Source organism: Actinorugispora endophytica (assembly GCF_004363075.1).
Taxonomy (GTDB): Bacteria; Actinomycetota; Actinomycetes; order Streptosporangiales; family Streptosporangiaceae; genus Actinorugispora; species Actinorugispora endophytica.
Genome location: NZ_SNYN01000003.1, coordinates 227,121 through 246,178, shown reverse-complemented (window position 1 = coordinate 246,178; position 19,058 = coordinate 227,121). Strand labels below are relative to the sequence as shown.

The following is a 19,058-nucleotide window of genomic DNA, read 5'->3' as shown; positions in this document are numbered from 1 at the left end:
GTCCTTGGGGTCAACCCACCGTGAACCGCGTCCGCTCCTCCAGCAGCGCCCGTGCCCCTTCCACGTCCGCCAGTCTCGCGGCGAGGGTGCGGGACGCCAGGTGGGGCGGCAGGGCCGCGGTGAACTTGAGGCCCTGGAGGGCCTTCTCGCTCACCTCGGGCAGGGCGACGCGCTCGGCGGCGCCCTCGCGGGCGGCCGCCCAGGCGGCGGGGTCGAGGTCCTCGCGCAGGCGCAGGTAGTCGTCGCGGGCCTGCTGTCCCGGGTCGGCGAGGCCCGCCAGGGTCGCGCGCAGGGTCAGGTTGGCGCACGTTCCCGCCCACGTCCACCAGCGGACGTCGCCGGGGGCGCGGGTGACGACCGAGCCGCCCGTCCACACGTGGTCGGCGTGGCGCTCGCGCGCCTTCGCCAGCGCCTGGACCGCGCGCCTGGTCAGGCGCACCGGCGGGTCGGCGCCCAGCAGCACCTCGCGCACGGCGCGGGTCAGCGCGAACGACGCGCCCGCGTGGTCGGCGGAGTCCCAGCGGGCCTTCCCGCCGTCCTCGGCGGGTTCCACGAAGCAGCGCTGCCGCTTCCAGTCGACCCAGGTCACCGCCCAGCTGCGCCCGGCCAGCAGCAGCCGCCGGGGCCCCTCCCCCGGCTCCCGCGCCGACAGCAGCGCCGGGTTGGCCCGCCCGATCTCGGTGCGCCCGTGCAGCACCGTGAACTCGGGCGGCGCGGTGAAGACGCTGGTCAGCTCCATGAAGTGCCGCCACCCGAACGTCCGCTCGGCCTCGGGCCCGATCATCAGCATGCCGCCGTCGCGGTCCACGAACCCCTCGCGCAGCAGGTGCGCCACGATCGGCTCGCCGTGCCCGAACGGCTCCAGCCCCGGCCACCACTCGCGCCACAGGCGCTCGCCCACCCGGGACTCCTGCAGGCACAGCGCCAGCAGCTGCTGGGCGACGATGTGCCGAGGCTCGGGCGTGGGCGTGACGGGTTCGACCCAGTGCCGTCCCCACAGCCGCAGCAGCGCCGACGCGCGCAGCAGCCCGGCCTCGTCCAGGGTGAGGAACAGGCAGTTGCGCCGGGTGCCCGCACGCCGCCCGGTGCGTCCGACGCGCTGCAGGAACGACGCGACCGTGCCGGGCGCGTTGACCTGGATGACCCGGTCGAGGTCGCCGACGTCGATGCCCAGCTCCAGGGTGCTGGTGGACACGATCACGCAGTCGCGGGCCTCGGCGAACGCGGCCTCCGCGCGGCGGCGCTCGTCCGCCGACAGGGAGGCGTGCGACAGGAACACGGTGACGCCGCGCGGCCGCAGCGCCGCCCCCAGCTGCTCGACGGCCTGGCGGGAGTCGCAGAACACCAGGCGCTTCTCGCCCGCGTGCAGCGCCGCGATCACCTTGGCGGCGTTGTCGAGCGAGCCCACGTAGTCGAGTTCGACGTCACCGGGCGGCGGCTCGGCGGGCGGAACGGCGCCCGGAAGGCGCACCCCCGGTGCGACGACCCTGCCGGGCCGCGTCCCCGCTCCCCCGCCCTGAAGCCAGGCGAGCAGGTCGTCGGGGTTGCCGACGGTGGCGGAGAGCCCGACCCGCTGGACCGGCCGCCCGCACAGCCGGGTGAGCCGCTCCAGGACCGCCAGCAGGTGCCAGCCCCGGTCGTCCCCGGCGAAGGCGTGCACCTCGTCCACCACGACGGCGCGCAGCCCCGCGAACACGTCGCGGTGGTCGACCTTGGCGCTGACCAGCATCCCCTCCAGGGACTCGGGGGTGGTCAGCAGGATGTCGGGCCGGTCGCGCAGGACGCGCTGCCGGGCGGAGGCGCCGACGTCGCCGTGCCACAGCCCGACCGAGCGCCCCATCCACCCGGCGTAGGACCGCAGACGCGGCAGCAGGTTGTTGAGCAGCGCCTTGATGGGGCACACGTACAGCAGCGACACCCCGCTCCACCCGCCCGCCGCCATCGCCGACAGCAGCGGGAAGACGGCGGCCTCGGTCTTGCCCCCGGCGGTGGGCGCGAGCAGCACCGCGTCCTCCCCGCCTGCGAGCGGCGCGAGCGCCTCGCGCTGCAGCGGCCGCAGCCCCGGCCAGCCGAGCGTGTTGACAACGTGGTACGCCAGCGTGGGGTGCAGCAGGTCGAGGCCGCCGGCGGTGGTCACAGGTCGAGGTCCACCTCGTCGGCGGAGGAGGCGCGCTGGGTCCAGGCGTTGCGTTCGACGTCGTCGAGGTCGGCGGCCCTCACCGTCAGCCGGTAGTGCCTGCGCGGGTCGAAGCCGTCGATGTCGTCGACCCGGTCGACGACGTCGACGAGCTTGCGCAGGAACAGGCGCGGCGCGACGCCCGCCCGTCCGCCGAGCTCTCCGGCGACCGCCTCGGCCAGCTCCATCAGGTAGGCGTCGTCGACCCGCTCCCGCACGCGGCCGGGCTGCTCCGCGCCGTCGGCGTACAGCTCCCGCACGGCGACGCCGAGCCGGTGCAGCTTCTCCAGGTCGAACCCGCCGAGCCGGACCTGCGCGGCGCGCAGGTTGTCGTGCCGGGGGTCGGCCGTGAAGTCGGTGGCCAGGCGCTGGGCGAGCGGCGCGAGGCGCTGCACGCCCTGGGGCCCGTCGTAGAAGGCGGGCGTGCCGGTGATCACCAGGTACAGCCCGGGGAAGCGGCCCGCCGCGATCTCGTCGAGGAGCTGGCGCAGCGCGTTGAGCGCCTTCTCGCGGGTGTCGGTGCGCGCCCGCTGCAGGGTCTCCAGCTCGTCCAGGACCACGAGCAGTCCGGGGTGCCCGCAGTCGCGCAGCAGCGTCAGCAGCCCCTGGAGGGCGGTGAGCGCCCCGTAGTGGTCGAGGTCGCCCTTGATCCCGGCGTAGCGCTTGGCGGCGGCCGCCACGTTGGGCTGCCCGCCGAGCCAGGCGATGAGCGCCTCGGCGACGGCGCGCTCCCCCTCGGTCTGCGCCCGGTGGTAGCCGCGCAGCGCGGCGGCGAACCCGGGGTTGCCGCGCGCGACGTTGGCCAGGCGCCGCTCCAGGAGCTTCTCGACCTCCTCGGCGAGGCGCCCGGGGTCGGGACCGTCCGGTCCTCCGGGGACGGCCCCCTGGTCGAGGACGTCCTCCTCCAGGGTGTACACCCAGTTGTCGACGATCTCGCGCAGCGCGCTGGGCGCCAGGGTGGCCGTGGACAGCCGCTCGGTGAGCCGCCGGTAGACGGTCTCCAGCCTGTGCAGCGGCGTCTCGGTCTCCGACACCTGGATCTCGGTGACCGCGAAGTTCATCCGCTTGGCGCGCTCGCCCAGCCAGCGGGAGAAGAAGGTCTTGCCGGACCCGTACTCGCCGCGCACCGCCTTGAACCCGGCGCTCCCCGACGCGACCGCGGCGAGCTCCTTGTCCAGGACGCCCTCGAAGCGCTCCAGCCCGACCGCGAACAGGTCGAGCCCGGACGCCGGGACGGTGCCGCGCCGCAGCGCGTCGACGACCTCGCGGCGGCGCGCCGCGCTGACGTTGCTCAACGGTTACCTCTCCCCCGGCAGGAACTGCTCCCTGAGCAGCCCGGTGTTGAGTTCCACGGCGCGCTCGGCGTCGGTGAGGGTGAGCACCGGGAACGTCTCCACGTTCAGCACCTTGGCCACCATCTTGAGGAAGCGTACGGCGCGGTAGGGCTCCTTCCCCGCGGCCTCGGCGACGGCGCCGACCGGCAGCCTGGGCCGGGCTCCCCCGGCCTGGACGAGCGTGTCGACGACGGCGGCGACCTCCTCCCCGGAGGGGCCGCGCGGGACCTGGCTCCGGCTCGCCTCGAAGGCGGGCGATTCCGTGACCCGCTCGCCCAGGGTTCCGCCGTGCGCCTCGTCCGCGCCGAACAGCGCGGCCTCCTGGGCCGGGGCGCTCCTCCTGGTCTTCCCGGCCGGTCCGGCCCCCTCCGGCGCGGCCCCGGCGCGCGGTTCGACGGTCAGCGGCTGGGTCCACCAGGCGGGCTCGTGCTGCGCCGGGCGCAGCGCCGCCCACTCTCTGGGCGCGAGCGCGGCGTCGGGCGCGAACACCAGGACGGGGATGACCATCTCCGCGGTGGAGATCCCGCCGTGGTAGCCCTCCTTGCGGGAGGTGTAGCGGACGCGCTCGTCCCAGGGCACCACGATCCGGCCGCCTCCGGCGAGCACCCGGTCGCCGGTGACGAGCAGCTCGCGCTCGCCCGGTTCCCCGGTGCGGTAGCGGGCCGCCTCGCCCTTCTCGGTCCTCGTGCTCTCGCCCCGGTCCCACACGTGGCCGTGGTCGGAGGTCAGCACCACCGGGCGGCCGGCGCGGGCGGCGGCCTCCAGCAGCGCGCCGAGCTTGCCGATCTGCTCGATCCGCCAGCCCGCGCTGTCGGCCTCGCGGCCGTCGCCGAGCGCGTCGTCCACGATGTTGACGACGGCGGCGACGACGCGCTCGGTGTCGGCGACGGCGTCCTGGACGGCCTCGGGCAGCGCCTCGCCCACCCCCGCCTCCAGGTCGCGCTGGTACAGCAGGGTGGCGGGCCGGGGCCTCCCGGACCGCTGGCCCCACAGCGTGGCGAACCCCTCGCGCTCCTCGCTCTGGCCGCCGGTGGTGAGGCGGCCGCACAGGAGGGAGGCGCGCGAGCAGGTGGTGACGGACGGCAGGGTGGCGAGCGCCCCCTCGCGCCCCCTCGCGCTGCGGGCGATCTCGGTGAACCGCCCGCCCGCGGCGATCTCCGCGCCGATCTGCACGGCGACCTCGGCGCTCATCCCGTCGAGCACCACGACGAGCGGCGCGTGCCCGGCGGCGGCGAGCGGCCGGGCGATCCGCTGGAGGATGTTCTCGGCGAGCAGCAGGCCGTCGGTGTGCGCGGACACCTCGGTCCACGCGGCGACCCGCCGGGCGAACGCCTCGTCGATCTCCGCGCGCCGGTCGCGCACGCGCGCGTACAGGCCGCGGTAGGCCGAGCGCAGCGCCGCGACCTCGGTGCGGGAGGACCAGATCCGGCTGGCCGCGCGGTCGGTCCAGGCGGTGTCGGCGATGTGCGCGGCGACGCCCTCGGCGACGGTCCGGGGCTCCTTGGGGGCGGAGGCGAGCCAGCGCGTCAGCCGGACGGCGGCGACCGCGTCGGCGCCCCAGGGGGAAGCGGCGTCGAAGCGGCGGTGCTCCCACAGCCGGGTGAGCGCTTCTTCGACGGGCGCCAGGTCCCTGGGCTCGGGGTCGGGCGCCCCCGGCCGGACGGCGGCGCCGATCTCCGCGCCGAGCGCGGCCAGCCGCGCCTGGAGGCCGGTGCCGAGCACCCGGCTGTCGGCCGCGATCCCGTCGGCGCCGAGTTCGGCGAGGATCTCCTCGGCCCGGTCGCCGGCCTGGACGGCGGCGTCGTGCTCCTCGCCGTCCATCATGCGCAGCAGCACGGCCTCGCTGCTCTCGGCGAACCGGGACAGCGTCTCGGGGCGCGGCGCGGGGCTGCCCACGAACCGCTCCTCGGCGCGCGCCCGCGCCTCCGGCGCCCCCGGGCGGCCCGCGCCGTCGGCGGCCAGCAGCTCCCGGAACACCAGCCCGGCGGGGATGGCGTCGTGGACCTGGCCCTTGTCGAGCATGCGGAAGACCACCCGGGCGACCGCGCCGGTCTCCCGTTCGAGGTGGGCGCGCAGTCCGCGGTGCTCGTCCTCGCGCAGTTCGCCGAACCGGGTGACGAGGGTCGGCCTGCGCGTCCAGTCCAGGAGCGCGGCGGCGTCGATCCGGTCCCCGGCCTCCTGGCCGAACCGGATCGCGGCGACCCGCCGCACCGCGTCGTCGAGTTTGAGCACGGCGGCGGCGCGCCGCCACTCGGCGGCCGATCCGACGTCGCGCAGCGCCTCGGCGAGCCAGGACCACTCCCTGGAGTGCAGCCGCGGGTCCAGCATGCGCAGGCCGAGCTCGTCGGCGAGCAGCTCCCAGCTGTCGACGGTGAACACCTCGTGGCACAGCAGCCGCCCCAGCAGGGAGGGGCCGAGTTCGGCCTCCTCGCACGGGGTGAGCAGGACGAGGCGGTCGGCGCCCGGGGCGGGCGGGCGGCCCAGTTCGGCGAGCGCGGCCAGCACCGTGGGCGCGACCGCGACCCTGGCGCGCACCGGGCGTCCCCCGTGCTCGATCTCGACCTCGTCGGGTCCGTGCCACACGGGCGCGGCGCGCAGCGCGACGGCGCGCGCCCCGGAGGGCAGCCACCCCTTGCCGACCCTCAGGTCCTCTTTCTCCAGCGCCCGCCGCAGCCCGCCCCGGACCGCTTCGACCGTGGCCTGCTGAACCGTCCTGGTGCCGGCGGGGGTCATCCGACCACCCGGACCGTGACCTCGATGGTGGCGGCGGGGGAGGCGCCGAGCCGCTCGCGCAGTTCCGCGATGACCTTCGCCGGGTCGTCCGCCGCGCCGATCGTCGCGACGGCCTCCCCGTCCCCGGCGGCGCGCTCGGTCCCGCCCGGAGGGGTGCCGTCTCCCGTGTCCGGCCGCACGACCGGCGGCTTCGGGGGCTGCGGCCGCGTCACCGCCTTGCGGATCAGCACGGCCGCGTCGGCCGACACCGCGTCGAGTTCGGTGGCGAGCTTCTGCTGCTGCTCGTCGCAGCGGGCCGATTTCGCCAGCCGCTCCAGCAGCCGCGCCGCGGCCTCGGCGTGGTCGCCGCCGCCGTTGGCGAGGTCGTTCAGCGTCTCGAGGTTCGCCCAGCCGGTGCTCTCCAGCTTCGCGGCCACCGTCCCGGCGGCCGCCAGGCCGGCCTGGTAGACCGCGCCCTCACCCGGCAGGCCGGCCCGCGCCAGGGCGACCACCAGCTCGGTGTCGTCGGCGATTCCGCGCAGCCGCGTCAGCAGCGCGTGGGTGGCCCGCGCGGTCCGCAGGCGCGGCGACTCCTCGTCCAGGCCGAGCAGGCCGGCGCGCTTCTCCAGCTGGGCGAGCAGCGCCTCGGTCCCGGCCAGCCACGCGCCGCTCCGCTCCTTGAGGTCCTCGGCGAGCCGCTGCACGGCGCGGACGTTGAGCACCGGCTGCCGGGCGAGTCTGAAGACCTGCTCGGCGCGCCGGTTGGCGAGGTCGAAGTCCTCCTCCGAGGGCAGCGCCTGGCGGCGCAGCACGATGTCGCCTTCGAGCCTGCCGATCCCGACGTCGGTGTAGCGCCTGCCGCCCCGGATGAAGGCCCGGTCGGACTGCACCGCGTACACGAGGACGAGCAGGTCCACGATGTCGGGCGGCAGCCCCTTGCCCTGCTCCTGGTCGCGGATCCACTCCTTGAGCTCGCGCACCCGGATCTCGGTGGTGTCGGCCTTGGCGGTGCGGGCGGCCTCGTCCAGGGCGGCCAGCCAGGTCCTGTTGAGCGAGAACACCTCGGTGACCTTGGCGATCCCCAGGTTGTGGGCGACCCGGTACAGCGCGTCGAGTTCGCCCTTGACGGGTTCGTAGCGCTGGAGCTTGTCGGCCTTGGCCTCCTCGACCGCCTGGAGGACGGCGGTGAGGTCGGCCCGGCGCACCTCGGGCGTCGCCCCGGACGGGGACGCGAACCTGGGGTGCTCCGGGTACAGGTGGTCCAGGAGCTTCCCGGCGACGCGGTGGAGCGCGGCGCCCAGCTGGCTGCCCGCCTCGACGCGGATGCGCACGCCGGGCGGCAGCGCCTCGATGTGCTCGTCGATGCCGTGCCCGAAGTCGGTGTCGTTGCGGTTGGCCGCGCCGTAGGCCCCGCGCAGCAGGTCGCGCAGCTGCCGCTCGATCTGGGAGCGCTGGTTGTCGAGCTGGGCGCGCGCCTCGCGCTGGTCCTCGGAGCTCCAGTTGGGCGCCTTCTCCTCGATGACGCCGGGCTGGACCAGGTGCTCCATCATCAGCAGCCGCCGCGCGTCCTGCTGCCGGTTGGCCGACAGGAAGTGCGGGATCCAGGCGAGGGTGGCCGGCGGCGTGTCGAACTCCTCGCGCAGGTCCCGCACCCGCTGGCGGTCCTCCGCCGGGTTGTGGTCGCCGTCGTCGAAGGGGTAGTCGATGACGACGCGCACCGCGCCCGGCGCCTCGGGCACGAACCGCTGGCGCATCAGCGAGTCCTCGGAGCGGATGTTCCCGAAGTCGAGCTCGACGAGGCGGCGGGTGCCGCGCCACGTGGTCGTGGTGCTCGCGGCGTCGGGCCCCAGGCCCATCTCCTCCCACAGCATCCGCTTGAACAGCCGCCGCAGCGCCTGGTCGTTGGCCGCGGTGTAGCTGCTGCGCATCAGCGACTCGGTGTCCACGCGCAGCAGGTTGAGCGCGACCGTGGGGTTGCTCTTCTCCGCCCCGACCCGGACCTCGCCGAACTGGGCGTTGAGCTCGCGGAAGAACTGGGCGACGCGGGCGATGTCCTGGCCGGTGCGCCGGGCCGGGACGATGCCGTGGTTCAGGGCGATGAGCCGCCCGGCGGTCAGCTCCTTCAGGGCGGGCACGTTGGGCACCAGCGCGGACAGCAGCAGGGTCTTGACCAGCAGGTCCTCGGCCCGGAAGGGGTGGCGCACCTCCAGGCCGCCGGTGTCGCCGTCGCTCATGCCGTGCCGCCGCAGCAGCCAGGGCCGGACCCGGTCGCGGTAGAAGCCGCGGATCTTGTCGTACTCGGCGCTGAGCCGGTCGCGGAAGGGCCGGTCCTCGCCCTCGACGAGGACGTCCAGCACCGCGCCCATGGGCACGAGCTGGCCCACGGGCAGGGTGGCGCGGTGGTTGACCATCAGCTGGCGCATCAGCTTGAGGGCGCTGCGCTGCCGCTGGAGCGCGCTCGACAGGTCCACCATGACGTGCAGCAGCGCCGGGCTGAACGGGTACAGCGCCCCGAAGTCGTCCCAGGTGTCGGCGTCGCCGCCCTCGGTGTCCAGGAGGGTGTCGCGCACCTCGGGCCGGGTGTTGACCATGCGCTCGAAGGCGGCGGCGATCTCGGTGGCGGCCTCGGGGCTCCTGGGCCGCAGCAGCCGGTGCCGGACGACCTCGGTGAGGTTCCTGTCCTCCAGGCTGATGTGCCCGAAGCGCCCGTCCCAGTACTTGATGGTCTGGCCGACGCCCTCGGTGCTGCCGGAGAGGCCCACGAGGTCGCGCAGGTCGCGCTGGCGCGGCACGAAGCTGAGGATGGGCGCGGGCCGGTGGCTCTCGGAGGACTCCACGAGCTTGGAGACCTTCTGCACCTCCTCGTTGATGCGGCTCTCGTCGCCGATGAACTTGGTGAACCGCAGGACCAGCTCGTCCAGGAGGAGGATGACGGCGTCGCAGCCCAGCTCCTCCTTGGCGTGGCGGCTGATGGCGGACAGCCCGTCGTCGAGGGTGACGAACGCCTCGGCGTCGCCGTGCACGGTGTCGGCGTAGCGCTTGAAGTGGCTCTTGAGCAGGGCGCTGACGAGTGCGCGGCGCAGCGCCAGCTCGCTCTCGTCGGTGCTCGCGGGCGAGACGGCGAACGCCTCGTCGAGGCGCTGGGTCGTCCACTCGGCGGGGGCGGACCACTTGCCCCAGGATCCGCCGGAGCCGGGGTCCGCCGCGGCGGACAGCCCCTCGGCGAACTTCTCGTCGCCGAGCGCGGCGCGCATACCGCGGGCGTCGGCCAGCAGCCCCTCGGTCCGGTAGACCGCCGGGACGGACGCCTCGGGGTGGTTGCGGTGGACGTGGCGCGCGTAGCCGCCGAGGATGGCCGATTCGATGGAGTCGGCGTCCACGAGGTGGCTGGTGACGAGCAGGAACTTCCTGCCCTCCAGCCAGTCGTCGTGCCTGGCGAGGACGGTGGGCATCCGCTCGACGCCGCGCACCGCCGGGTCGTGGCGCAGCACGGCGTGCAGCACCGCCATGAAGTGGCTCTTGCCGGACCCGAACGACCCGTTGAGGTAGGTGGCCCGCGACTGCCCCTTGGCGAGCGCGCCCTTGATGGTGCCGAGCGCCTCGTCGAAGCACGCGGCGAGCTGGGGGGTGACGACGTAGTCCCGCACGGCCTGCGCGGCCTGCTGTTCGACCCCGTCGGAGACCTTGAACACGAGGTCGCCGTCGTGGACGGCCTCGGGGATCTCGATGAGGTCGCCGATGAACCGCTTGCCGTCGGAGCTGGGGGAGGAAGTCATCGCCGAGCGGAACCCTTCTGACGCGCGTCGGGGGAAGGCGTGGAGGTGCACACCGCTTAACAGTATTCACCGCCGGGGACAACGGCGCCCCGCCCCGGAGCACTCGGGGGCGCTCCGGGGCGGGGCACGCGGTTCCCGGCGGGGGGGCGGGGCGTCGGCTTCTACGCCTTCCTGCGCCGCCCCCGCGTCGGCGCGGGGGGCCGCCACGCCTTCATGTCGGACTCGGTGACGCCGGTGTCGTTCATCAGCGACTCCAGGTCCTGCGCGATGTAGTCGGCGGGGCTCTGCCCGTAGTCGTCGGGCTCGGAGTGCCATTGCCGCACCCACGGCATGAGCTCGGCGATCCCGGCGAGCAGCGGCGTCGCCTTCTCCCGGACGCTCCCCCACCCGTGCTCCCCGACCCGGTCCAGCGCGAGCGTGGCGAGCGCGTCGGCCTGCTGGGCGTGGTCCCACCCGGCCCAGCCGAGCACCAGGGAGCCGTCCTGCTCGGTCTCCGCGCCCGGGTAGGAGGTGAACCGCTCCTTGGGCACGTCGAGCTTGCCCCGGTTGGCCCAGTAGGAGGACTTGCGGAAGTCGGCGGAGGTGTACTTGGGCGGGACCGGGATGGGCAGCCGCTTCTCCTTCTCGCCCTCGGCCAGGTCCGCGTTGAGCCGGTCCTCCTCGCGCTGCTTGTCCCACACCTCCTCCCACTGCGCGCGCTTGCGCATCCCGGTGTCCTTGTACCGGAGCGCGGCGAGGTAGGGGACGTGCTCGGTCTCGACGACCTCCTTGACGACGTCGGCGAAGTCCTTGTCCGCGTCGTAGAGCGCGGCGACCTCGACGGCCTCGGGGTGCAGGTCGCGCAGCCGGTTCCCGAGAGCCAGCACGGACCGGACGACGGGCACCTCCGCGCCCGTGTCGTCGGCCGCGAACCAGAGGGCGCGGTCCTCGCACCGGTCGAGCAGCCACGACTTGAGGGCGGCCTTCTCCTTCTTCTCCCACGGCTCGGACTGCCAGCGGCGCTTGCACTCGGGACGCTCGATGAGCGCGATGTCCTTACGGGACTCGATGAGGGCGATGCGCTTTTCGACGACCTGCTTGTAGGCGTCGGGCCAGTGGGAGGGGAGTTCGGTGACGGGGGTGGAGTTGTGGCGCTTGAACCACTCGGTCTTGACCTCGCCCGCCTTCACCTTCCGGGCGAGGACGATCTCGAAGGCGCGCTCACCGAGGTTGAGGTTCGGGACGTCTGCGGTGTCGGGGACGACCAGCTCGGCGTGCTCGGCATCGGAGATGAGGCCGTAGCGGTGGTAGACGTCCCAGTCGAGTTCTTCCTGGAGCGCGATCATCCGGGCGCGGATGGCGGCGTATTCGGTGTGGGCCTTGCTCAGGAGAAAACGGGAAGGGGTGTCGGACTCGACGACGGAGGAGGGTTCGAGGGAGGAAAGGCGCTGAGCGAGGGAGTCGAGTTCCTTGGAACGGGAGAGGGGGAGGGTGGCGGGGAGGGGGAACTCTTGGAGCTTGGTTCCGGTGAATTCGTAACGTTCCTCCCATTCCTCATCCTGGAGTCCTCGCCCGAGACCACTTCCCCCCTTTCCTTGGCTCACCTGCTTCAGCCAGAAGCACGCCGTCGAGGAGTTCAACACCCCGAGAAGCTCCAGGTGCTGGTCCTCCGTAGCATCCTTGGGCAGCTTGATCACCGGCGCGGAACGATTGAAGACCTTCCCTTCACGATCCAGAACAAAGTGGTTATGGGTGGCAACAAACGCAAAAGCAATTGCCCAACGATGAGATTTATCATCTTTAGGAAGCTGATGCCACTCCCACCACAAACGCCCACTAGAAAGGTAAGTTCCTCCTCCAAACGTCCCACGCCCCCAAAGAGTAGTACGAAAACCCCAGAAGCGTCGAATAAAAGATTGCCCAATTTCGTGGGCCAGTAGAGGATTTTTAGTTGAGCCATAAGGAAAAACTACAAAATCCTCTTCTTTTGCCCCCCAATCTCTAACATCTTCCCCACGCGAAGATGGAAAAGCAAACCACTCATCCCTAGCCCTCAGCCCAACAGAAATTGTCTTTGGCAAGGTGAAGGCTTCGTCAGCATGGGTATCACCGTAGAATCCAATCCGCTCAACAAGGCCATCGAGCTTCGAATTGCCCCCTAGAACCCCAACGAGACCAACCGCGCCACCGCCATTCAAATTCCAAGGGTGGTTTTTAAAGTTCCCCCACCCCAAATCAGCAGAACTCACCCAGTCATTTTCACTTGTGGAATCCTCAATCTGCTCGACGATCGCAGACCAGACCAACCCCTTCGCCGCATCTTTCGGCTGCTCTGGCTCTCCACGAATACCCAGAACAGCTCGCACCTCGTTCTTGTGCGAGTTCCTCATGTTCCGACCGATGAGGATGACCGTCGGCGTCCCGTGTCCAGGGATGTAGGCACCCGAGGTGTCGATGACGTGGGTCAGCCGCACCTCGTCCCGGAAGAACTCCTGGATGAGCTTCTTGCCGAACTCGCGCTTCATGAAGGAGTTCGCGGTGATCTGGCCGACGACCCCCGCCCCCACCCGGTCTCCACCGGCGCGCTTCGCCAGGTTGAAGAACCTCTCGGCGAACGGCACCGAGAGCGCGTAGGTCCCCGCGCAGGTCGCGTAGCGGTCCCGGTAGTTCTGGTTCTCCTGCTTGTCCTTGACGGTGATATAGGGCGGGTTTCCGACCACCGCGTGGTAGCTGCCTGCGTCGAGCAGGTCGTATTCGGCGTAGTCGTAGACGTCCTCGGTGGCGTACCGGTGGACTTCCTCCGTGTCGAACAGGCTGGTCTTGCGTCCCGGGGCTCCGTCACCGTGGATCAGCGAGTCCCCCGTCGCCACCACGATCGGCCAGTCCGGGTTTCCCGCCGACAGCGTGGTGATGCCGCCTTCCCGCATCGCGGCGATCAGCAGGCGGAACCGCGCGATGGCGACCGCGAACGGGTTCTTGTCCACGCCGTGGACGCTGCGCAGGCTCCGGGCGATCAAGTCCCAGTCCGACACCCCCGGCTCGGCCTCGCGCCACTTGGCCAGCAGCCGGTGGAACGCCCCCAGCAGGAAGTGCCCCGACCCGCACGTCGGGTCGATCAGGCGGAAGCCCTTGCTCTCCACCTGGTAGATCTTGTTGCCGTCGAGCCCGAACTCCTTGAGGGCGGGTTCGAGGGTGTAGTCGAGGATGAACTCCTCGACGAACTCCGGAGTCTGGAGCAGCGCGTAGTTCTTCTTCGCCGCGTCCGACAGGTCCTGGTAGAGGTCGCCGAGGAACCGGGTGTTCCAGTCCGGGTCGTAGAAGCTGTGTACCAGGTGCCCGTTGTCTCCGACGGTGCGCCAGAACTCGATGAGGTTCTTGGCGGCCTGGTGCGACGGGGTGATGGTCCACATCGGGTTGTGGGCCCGGTCGAACAGGCCCGCCATGACCGACGAGACGCTCATCTGCTCGAAGGCGTGCACCAGCCAGTCGCGGTCGGTGCGCTCGGGCGCGTCCGGGTTCCGCTTGCGCTCTTGCAGAACCCAGTCGTCCTTGAGCTCCTGGGCGATGTCGTACCGGTTGGACTCGTCCCGGGGGCCGGTGATGAACGGCTGCTCCAGGAGCAGGTTGTCCTCGCAGAACCGCACGAAGACCGTCGCCAGCACCCACGCCACCGCGGCCTGCGTCACCCGGTCGTCGCGCCACGCCCCGTAGGTGGCGGCGGTGCGCTCGGCCTGGAACGCGCGGTGGTACTCGACCTTCAGCTCCTCCTCGAAGGTCTTGCCGGTGTGCTCGTTGACCGCTTGAGGATCTTCGCTCCGCTCCCGGAGATCCCCCTCAAGGACCGCGACCTGTTTCCTCAGGTCCTTGAGCAACGATTCGCGATTGATCACGGGCACTCCTGGCGATGCTGGGGGAACCGACCTGCCCATTGTCACCGACGCCGGTGACCATCCGCACGGGAAGCCCCAGATGAGGGCATCTCGCACACGTGGTGGCGCGGTAGGAGGCTCCCACGCCACCGGACGCCCCGCCGGACTGCTCCGTTCCGGCCCCTCTACACCTCGCGCCCTTTCAGCGCGGCGAGGAACGCCCGCCACTCGGACGCGGCGAAGGAGAGCTGCCCGACCTGGGGATGCTTGGAGTCCCGGACAGCAGCGGCACCGGGAAGTTCGGCCACTTCGACGCAGTAGTTGTTGGCGCCGCTGTAACTGCTCTTACGCCATGTTTGCTGGTCAGACACTGTTCTCACTCTTCTTCTAGTGACTTGATGACGTCGGTGATGAACTCCAGCGACTGCGCGGGACTGAGTGCAGATCCCTGTGCTCCGCCGAAGATGGAGTTGAGCTCGGCCAGTTCGTCCTCTTCTTCTACGTACACGCTGGATGTCGGTGTCTCCACGTAGCCGATACTCGCGTCCATGGGGTTGGGGAAATCCATGATGACAAAGCTGCCCATCGTCGTGGGATGGGCGCCCGCCGAGAACGGTAGTACGTAGATGTTGATGTTGTGGCGTGCGGCCATATGGGTGAGATGGCGCAGCTGCACCTTCATCACCTCTCGGGACCCGACGGTACGCCGCAAGGCCGCCTCATCGAGGATCACCCAGTAAGCGGGGGGATCGACACGGTTGAGGATCTCCTGACGCTTGAGTCGGGCAACCACCCGCTCCCGGATCTCTTCATCACTGCGAACCAGGTTCGCCCGGAAGATCGCCTCCGCGTATTCGGCGGTCTGGAGAAGTCCTGGGATCACCTGGCACTCGTAGGTCCGGATCACCGACGTCTCAGTCTCGAAGTCCGGTAGAGCCATGGAGAGGACACCCTTGTAACGCGCCCACCAGCCGCGTTGCTTAGCCATCCGAGCGCACTCGTGCAGCTCAGCGCGGACCTCCGGGTTCTCCTCCTTGTAGTGGTCCAGGAGCGCGTCCAGCTCGTCAGGCTGGACCGTCTTCTTGATCCCGGTCTCAATACGGGAGACCTTCGTCTGCTGCCAGCCAAGGGCCTGCGCCACCTGGCCGGTTGTCTTACCGGTTGCTTCCCGATAGCTACGCAGCCTGGAGCTGAGACGCCGACGCCGAACGCTCGGACTGTAGGGCTTCTGCATACGCGGCATCCTAGCCACCTCCCCAAGTTTTTAGCATTATCTAATTTTCTTCTTGACGACTCTAGGTAACCTAACTCACTATGGAGGGTAGGCAGCCAAGGCCAAGCTTGGCAGCTTGAGACCGGCTATGTAGGAGGTTTCTCCATGCCCGTAAACAACCCCCCGCCCCTGCGGCCCCCTGCGGCCGCTCGCTCCCAACTCCTCTCCGACCTGGCCGGACGGGTCCGGGCCCTCGGTGGGGTGGCCCTGTTGGCGTTGGCCGACGGGGAGCACCCGGTGCTGTACGTCCGCTCCCAGGACCGGACCGTCCCGGTCGTCCTCGTGCAGGGGGTGACCGGAGGGTGGTGGTTCATCTGGGGCAGGTCCGGGTGGGCCGACTCCTCGCAGGTGGACCGGGTCGCCGCCACCCTGGCCGCCCCCACCCCCGCCCCCGGCCCGGGCCCCGCGTGCCCGGACGGCGTCCCGGCGTCCGGGCGTCACGCCTCGCTCAAGGCCGTGGCCTGATGGGGCCGCGTCCGTTCGGCCGCCTGACGGCCGTGTCGGAGTTCTGGGAGTATCCGGGCGAGCCGGTGTGGTGTCGGGAGGTCCGGCATCGGACCCGGGCCGCGCTGGCCTCCTTCTCCCGGGTGGTGGACGAGGCCGAGCTGGTGGTGTCGGAGCTGTTCGGCAACGCCTGCCGGCACACGCGCAGCGGCGAGGGCGGCAAGGTCGCCGTCAGCGTGTCGGCGCTGCGCACCGGGCTGGTGTTCCTGTCGGTCGCTGACGACGGCCCGCGTCTGAGTCCGGGCACCCGGCGGCCGCTGGCGCCGCGCGTGGTGGCGTCCGATCCGGACGCCTGCGCCTTCCGGGGGCTGGGCCTGGTCGCCGAGGTCACCGACGACTGGGGGTACTGGGTGACCGAGGAGGGCGGCCACGCCGTGTGGGCGCTGTTCGAGCCCCCGCCCCCGGCCTTCCCCCACTCCTGACCGCACTCGCAGCACCCGCAGCACCCGAGGGGACCGCACATCCCTTCCGTGGGGCGAGCCTCCACGCAGGCCCGCCCGGGCCGTAAGCCGTCCGCGCCCGCTCGCCCCCGCCCCTTGAACCTTCCCGGCCCTCACCCGGCCCCCGCACGCCCGCACGAGAGAGGAACACACCCATGACCATGACCACCACCCACCGCGACCTCCTGGTCACCGACCGGGACGCCGCGCAGGACGCCGAGCTGGCCTCGCTCATCCGGCTCCTCGCCGTCCGCCGCCCCGAGATCGCCATGGGCTGGACCCCGCCTCCGGCACCCGTCCCTGCTCCGTCCGCGCCGCCGGTTCCCGCCCGGACGCCGCGGCCGCTGCCCTGGCCCCGCCTGCGTGACCCGCTCGCCCCGCACCCCGTCACCGGCCGCACCCCCACCCGCGAGGACTTCCCCGCGAACCGCGAACGCGCCGACTCCATCGCCCGCCTGCGCGCCATCGCCGCCGGAACCCACCGCCCCGGCCAGCACTGGCCCGCCCACGCCACCCCCGCCTACTACGCCCGCAAGACCCGCCCCACCCGACTCCACCGCACCCTCCGCGCCCTGCGCCGCGCCCTGCGCGCCGCCCTCCTCCTCTCCACGACCCCTTAACCACGGATCCTGGCGTTGGAGTTGGAAAGGATCTTGGGCTTTCAGCCCTTTTCGGGGCTGAATAGGGCTGAAAGCCCAAGGCGGTGGCGGTCAAGGGCAGAACCCCGACGACGGGCCGCCGTGAGGACCGCGCGGCCGATCACGTGTTCCGGCCGGTTGTCCACAGCCGGGAGATCCGGATCGCGGCGGCCCGGGCGTGCGGGCCATGCTCGACCGTATGGACGCGACTTGGGCGGCGGGCGCGCTCGCGGCCCGCCAGTACGGGGTGGTGAGCAGGGACCAGGTGATGCGGTGCGGGCTCTCCGACTCCGCGCTGCGCAACCTGGTGCGCCGGGGCGGCTGGACGCGGGTGCACCGGGGCGTCTACCGCGTCGCGGGGCACGCGCCCGTCACCGAACGGGAGCGGCTGCTGTCGGCGGTGATGGCCGCCCAGCTCACGCTGGGCCCCACCGCGTTCGCCAGCGGGCGGACCGCCGCCCGCCTCTGGGGCGTCCGGGGGCTGCCGCCCTGGACCGGCGCCGTGCACATGACCGTCCCCGTCGGGGACGCCCGGCGCAAGGTCCCCGGGATCATCCGGCGCACCTGGGCCACCGACCCGGCCGAGGTCGTCGCACGCGGCGGGCTGCGGGCCACCACCCCCCGGCGCACCCTGCGCGACACCCTGCTGGACGTGGACCGCTCCACGGCGGTGTGCCTGCTGGACTCCGCCCTCAACCAGGGGCTCGTCGCCGCCGAGGACCTGCCCGCGCTCGCCTCCGCCAACACGGGCCGTCCGGGGTGCGCGCGCTCGCTGCCGTGGTGGGGCCTGGCCGACGGCCGCGCGCAGAGCCCGCTGGAGACGAGGGTCCGGCTGGTCTGCGCGGACGGCGGCGTCCCGCCCGACTCCCTGCAACACCCCTTCCACGACGCGCGGGGACGGCTGGTCGCCATCGGCGACCTGTGGTGGCGCGACCGCGGGCTCCTGGTCGAGGCCGACGGCCGCGACCCGCACGAGCGCCCCAAGGCGCTGCTGCACGACCGCCGCCGGCAGAACGCCCTCGAACTCGCCTTCCCCGGCATCCGCATCCTCCGCTTCACCTGGGCCGACCTGGCGTTCCCCCGCTACATCGCGCACACCGTGCGCGCAGCCCTCGCCCGGTAGGGGGCCTCCGGCGCGGAGGTGGTCCGGCGGGCCGCCGGACCGCCGTGAGGCGTTGACGGCTTCGGCACCGGAGGTCCCGCCCCGGACGGCCCGCACCGGTTCTCCGCCGGCGGCCGTTTCCGGCCACCGCCCCGGCTCCGACGCCACCACCGGCGCTGCTTCCGGCAGCCTGTCCCCCACCGCCCACACCACCACCGGCGACGGATCCGGAGGGTCCAACGAGCTCTCGAATGACAGCGACAATCCAGGTGGATCCGAGAAGGGGACCGACCTCTCCTACAGCGAACCGAAAAATCACGACGGCAACCATTTCGGTTCTGGTGATGGGAGCTTCAACGGGATAGAAGGAACCTCGACCGAAAACGGGGATCCAGGAATTGGGGACGGGAACGGCAGGCCAGGCAACGACTCGGACAGCAGCGCCGAGGAGGACTTCGATCCCCGGAAAGAGGGGCGTCTGAAGAGGGCTGCAAGTCTCGAAGAGCCTCTACGCGATGGCGGACTCACCGAGGAGGAGATCGTCCGGCTTCGAGGTGACAACCCGCGCGGCGGAGATTCCTGGCAGCGGGCCGCCGACGCCCTCGGACAGAATTTCGACAAGAATGTCCACGGACGACTACACCCCGAGGCGACACGTTTCGCCTTCGAAGGCGCCGGCAATCCGAGAGAATTCGCCTATCGCCACGAGCACTACAAGGCAATATTCCAAGACGAGGTACGGCGACTTAGCGAAGACGATCCCGGGGGGACTAGACATCCAGGGCGGTCGAGAAGGCAGGCAGCCGCAGACAATATGATGGAAATGGATGTCGGTGCCATGCTGAGAGCCGACCGCGATGCGGTGCTCGAAGTCCGGAACGGCGTGGTCCGGATCGACCCGGAAGGACTCTCCGCAGACGAACTGGACCAGGCTGTGCGCAACCAGGCCGGGGAGAGCAACATGGGCCACGAGGCCTCGGCCGCATACCATCTGCGTAAGCACTACCATGAGCTTCCCGAAAGCGAGACCACCGGAGACCGGGTCCGGGATTACCACGACAGCATGGAGTTGACCATCCGCAATGGGACCCTTGTTGACTGGATCCCATTTCCCGGCGTAGGGGAAAAATTCGTATACCAGCGCGAAGTGCCCGACCCGACGGGGAGGGTCGACACAATGAAAGCAATCGTCCTTGTCAGATCCGATGGAATGCTGGTCACCATGACCTACGGGAGGAGGCCCGGGTGAGAAGTC

General features: G+C 71.5%; 12 protein-coding genes. 5 read left to right on the top strand and 7 right to left on the bottom strand.

Going from position 1 to position 19,058, the window contains the following annotated elements; all coding sequences use genetic code 11:
* Positions 1–10: 10 nt before the first annotated feature.
* The 7 genes from EV190_RS07205 to EV190_RS07175 form a co-directional block, all read right to left on the bottom strand.
* The gene (locus EV190_RS07205) at positions 11–2,137 is read right to left on the bottom strand and encodes a DEAD/DEAH box helicase (RefSeq protein WP_133740678.1); all 2,127 of its coding nucleotides are present in this window, start codon (positions 2,135–2,137) and stop codon (positions 11–13) included.
* Entirely contained in the window at positions 2,134–3,471 is a 1,338-nt protein-coding gene (gene brxD / locus EV190_RS07200) for a BREX system ATP-binding protein BrxD (protein ID WP_133740677.1), read from the bottom strand. The genes EV190_RS07205 and brxD overlap by 4 nt, the downstream gene beginning before the upstream one ends.
* A 3-nt stretch (positions 3,472–3,474) precedes the next feature.
* Positions 3,475–6,243, bottom strand: a complete 2,769-nt coding sequence (pglZ, locus tag EV190_RS07195) for a BREX-2 system phosphatase PglZ (protein ID WP_133740676.1) — start codon at positions 6,241–6,243, stop codon at positions 3,475–3,477.
* The gene (locus EV190_RS07190; RefSeq protein WP_133740675.1) at positions 6,240–9,998 is read right to left on the bottom strand and encodes a phage resistance protein; all 3,759 of its coding nucleotides are present in this window, start codon (positions 9,996–9,998) and stop codon (positions 6,240–6,242) included. The genes pglZ and EV190_RS07190 overlap by 4 nt, the downstream gene beginning before the upstream one ends.
* 161 nt (positions 9,999–10,159) lie before the next feature.
* The gene (gene pglX, locus EV190_RS07185) at positions 10,160–13,867 is read right to left on the bottom strand and encodes a BREX-2 system adenine-specific DNA-methyltransferase PglX (protein ID WP_243742413.1); all 3,708 of its coding nucleotides are present in this window, start codon (positions 13,865–13,867) and stop codon (positions 10,160–10,162) included.
* Positions 13,868–14,031: 164 nt separating this feature from the next.
* Positions 14,032–14,217, bottom strand: coding sequence for a DUF397 domain-containing protein (locus tag EV190_RS07180; RefSeq protein ID WP_133740673.1), 186 nt, complete (start codon positions 14,215–14,217; stop codon positions 14,032–14,034).
* Positions 14,218–14,222: 5 nt separating this feature from the next.
* On the bottom strand, positions 14,223–15,080 hold the full coding sequence (locus EV190_RS07175) for a helix-turn-helix domain-containing protein (protein WP_133740672.1): 858 nt from the start codon (positions 15,078–15,080) through the stop codon (positions 14,223–14,225).
* Positions 15,081–15,224: 144 nt separating this feature from the next.
* Here EV190_RS07175 and EV190_RS07170 point away from each other — a divergent pair, with 144 nt between their 5' ends.
* The 5 genes from EV190_RS07170 to EV190_RS07150 all read left to right on the top strand — a co-directional run bounded on the left by EV190_RS07170 (position 15,225) and on the right by EV190_RS07150 (position 19,052).
* Positions 15,225–15,584 carry a hypothetical protein gene (locus EV190_RS07170; protein ID WP_133740671.1) on the top strand — a complete coding sequence of 120 codons (360 nt, stop codon included), beginning with the start codon at positions 15,225–15,227 and terminating at the stop codon, positions 15,582–15,584.
* Positions 15,584–16,045, top strand: coding sequence for an ATP-binding protein (locus EV190_RS07165; protein ID WP_133740670.1), 462 nt, complete (start codon positions 15,584–15,586; stop codon positions 16,043–16,045). Before EV190_RS07170 ends, EV190_RS07165 begins: the two co-directional genes overlap by 1 nt.
* Positions 16,046–16,218: 173 nt before the next feature.
* On the top strand, positions 16,219–16,683 hold the full coding sequence (locus tag EV190_RS07160; RefSeq protein ID WP_133740669.1) for a hypothetical protein: 465 nt from the start codon (positions 16,219–16,221) through the stop codon (positions 16,681–16,683).
* A gap of 217 nt (positions 16,684–16,900) precedes the next feature.
* Positions 16,901–17,824, top strand: coding sequence for a type IV toxin-antitoxin system AbiEi family antitoxin domain-containing protein (locus tag EV190_RS07155; RefSeq protein ID WP_133740668.1), 924 nt, complete (start codon positions 16,901–16,903; stop codon positions 17,822–17,824).
* 52 nt (positions 17,825–17,876) lie between these two features.
* A complete protein-coding gene (locus EV190_RS07150) occupies positions 17,877–19,052 on the top strand; it encodes a hypothetical protein (RefSeq protein WP_133740667.1) in 1,176 nt (391 codons plus the stop codon).
* The last annotated feature ends 6 nt before the right edge of the window (positions 19,053–19,058 follow it).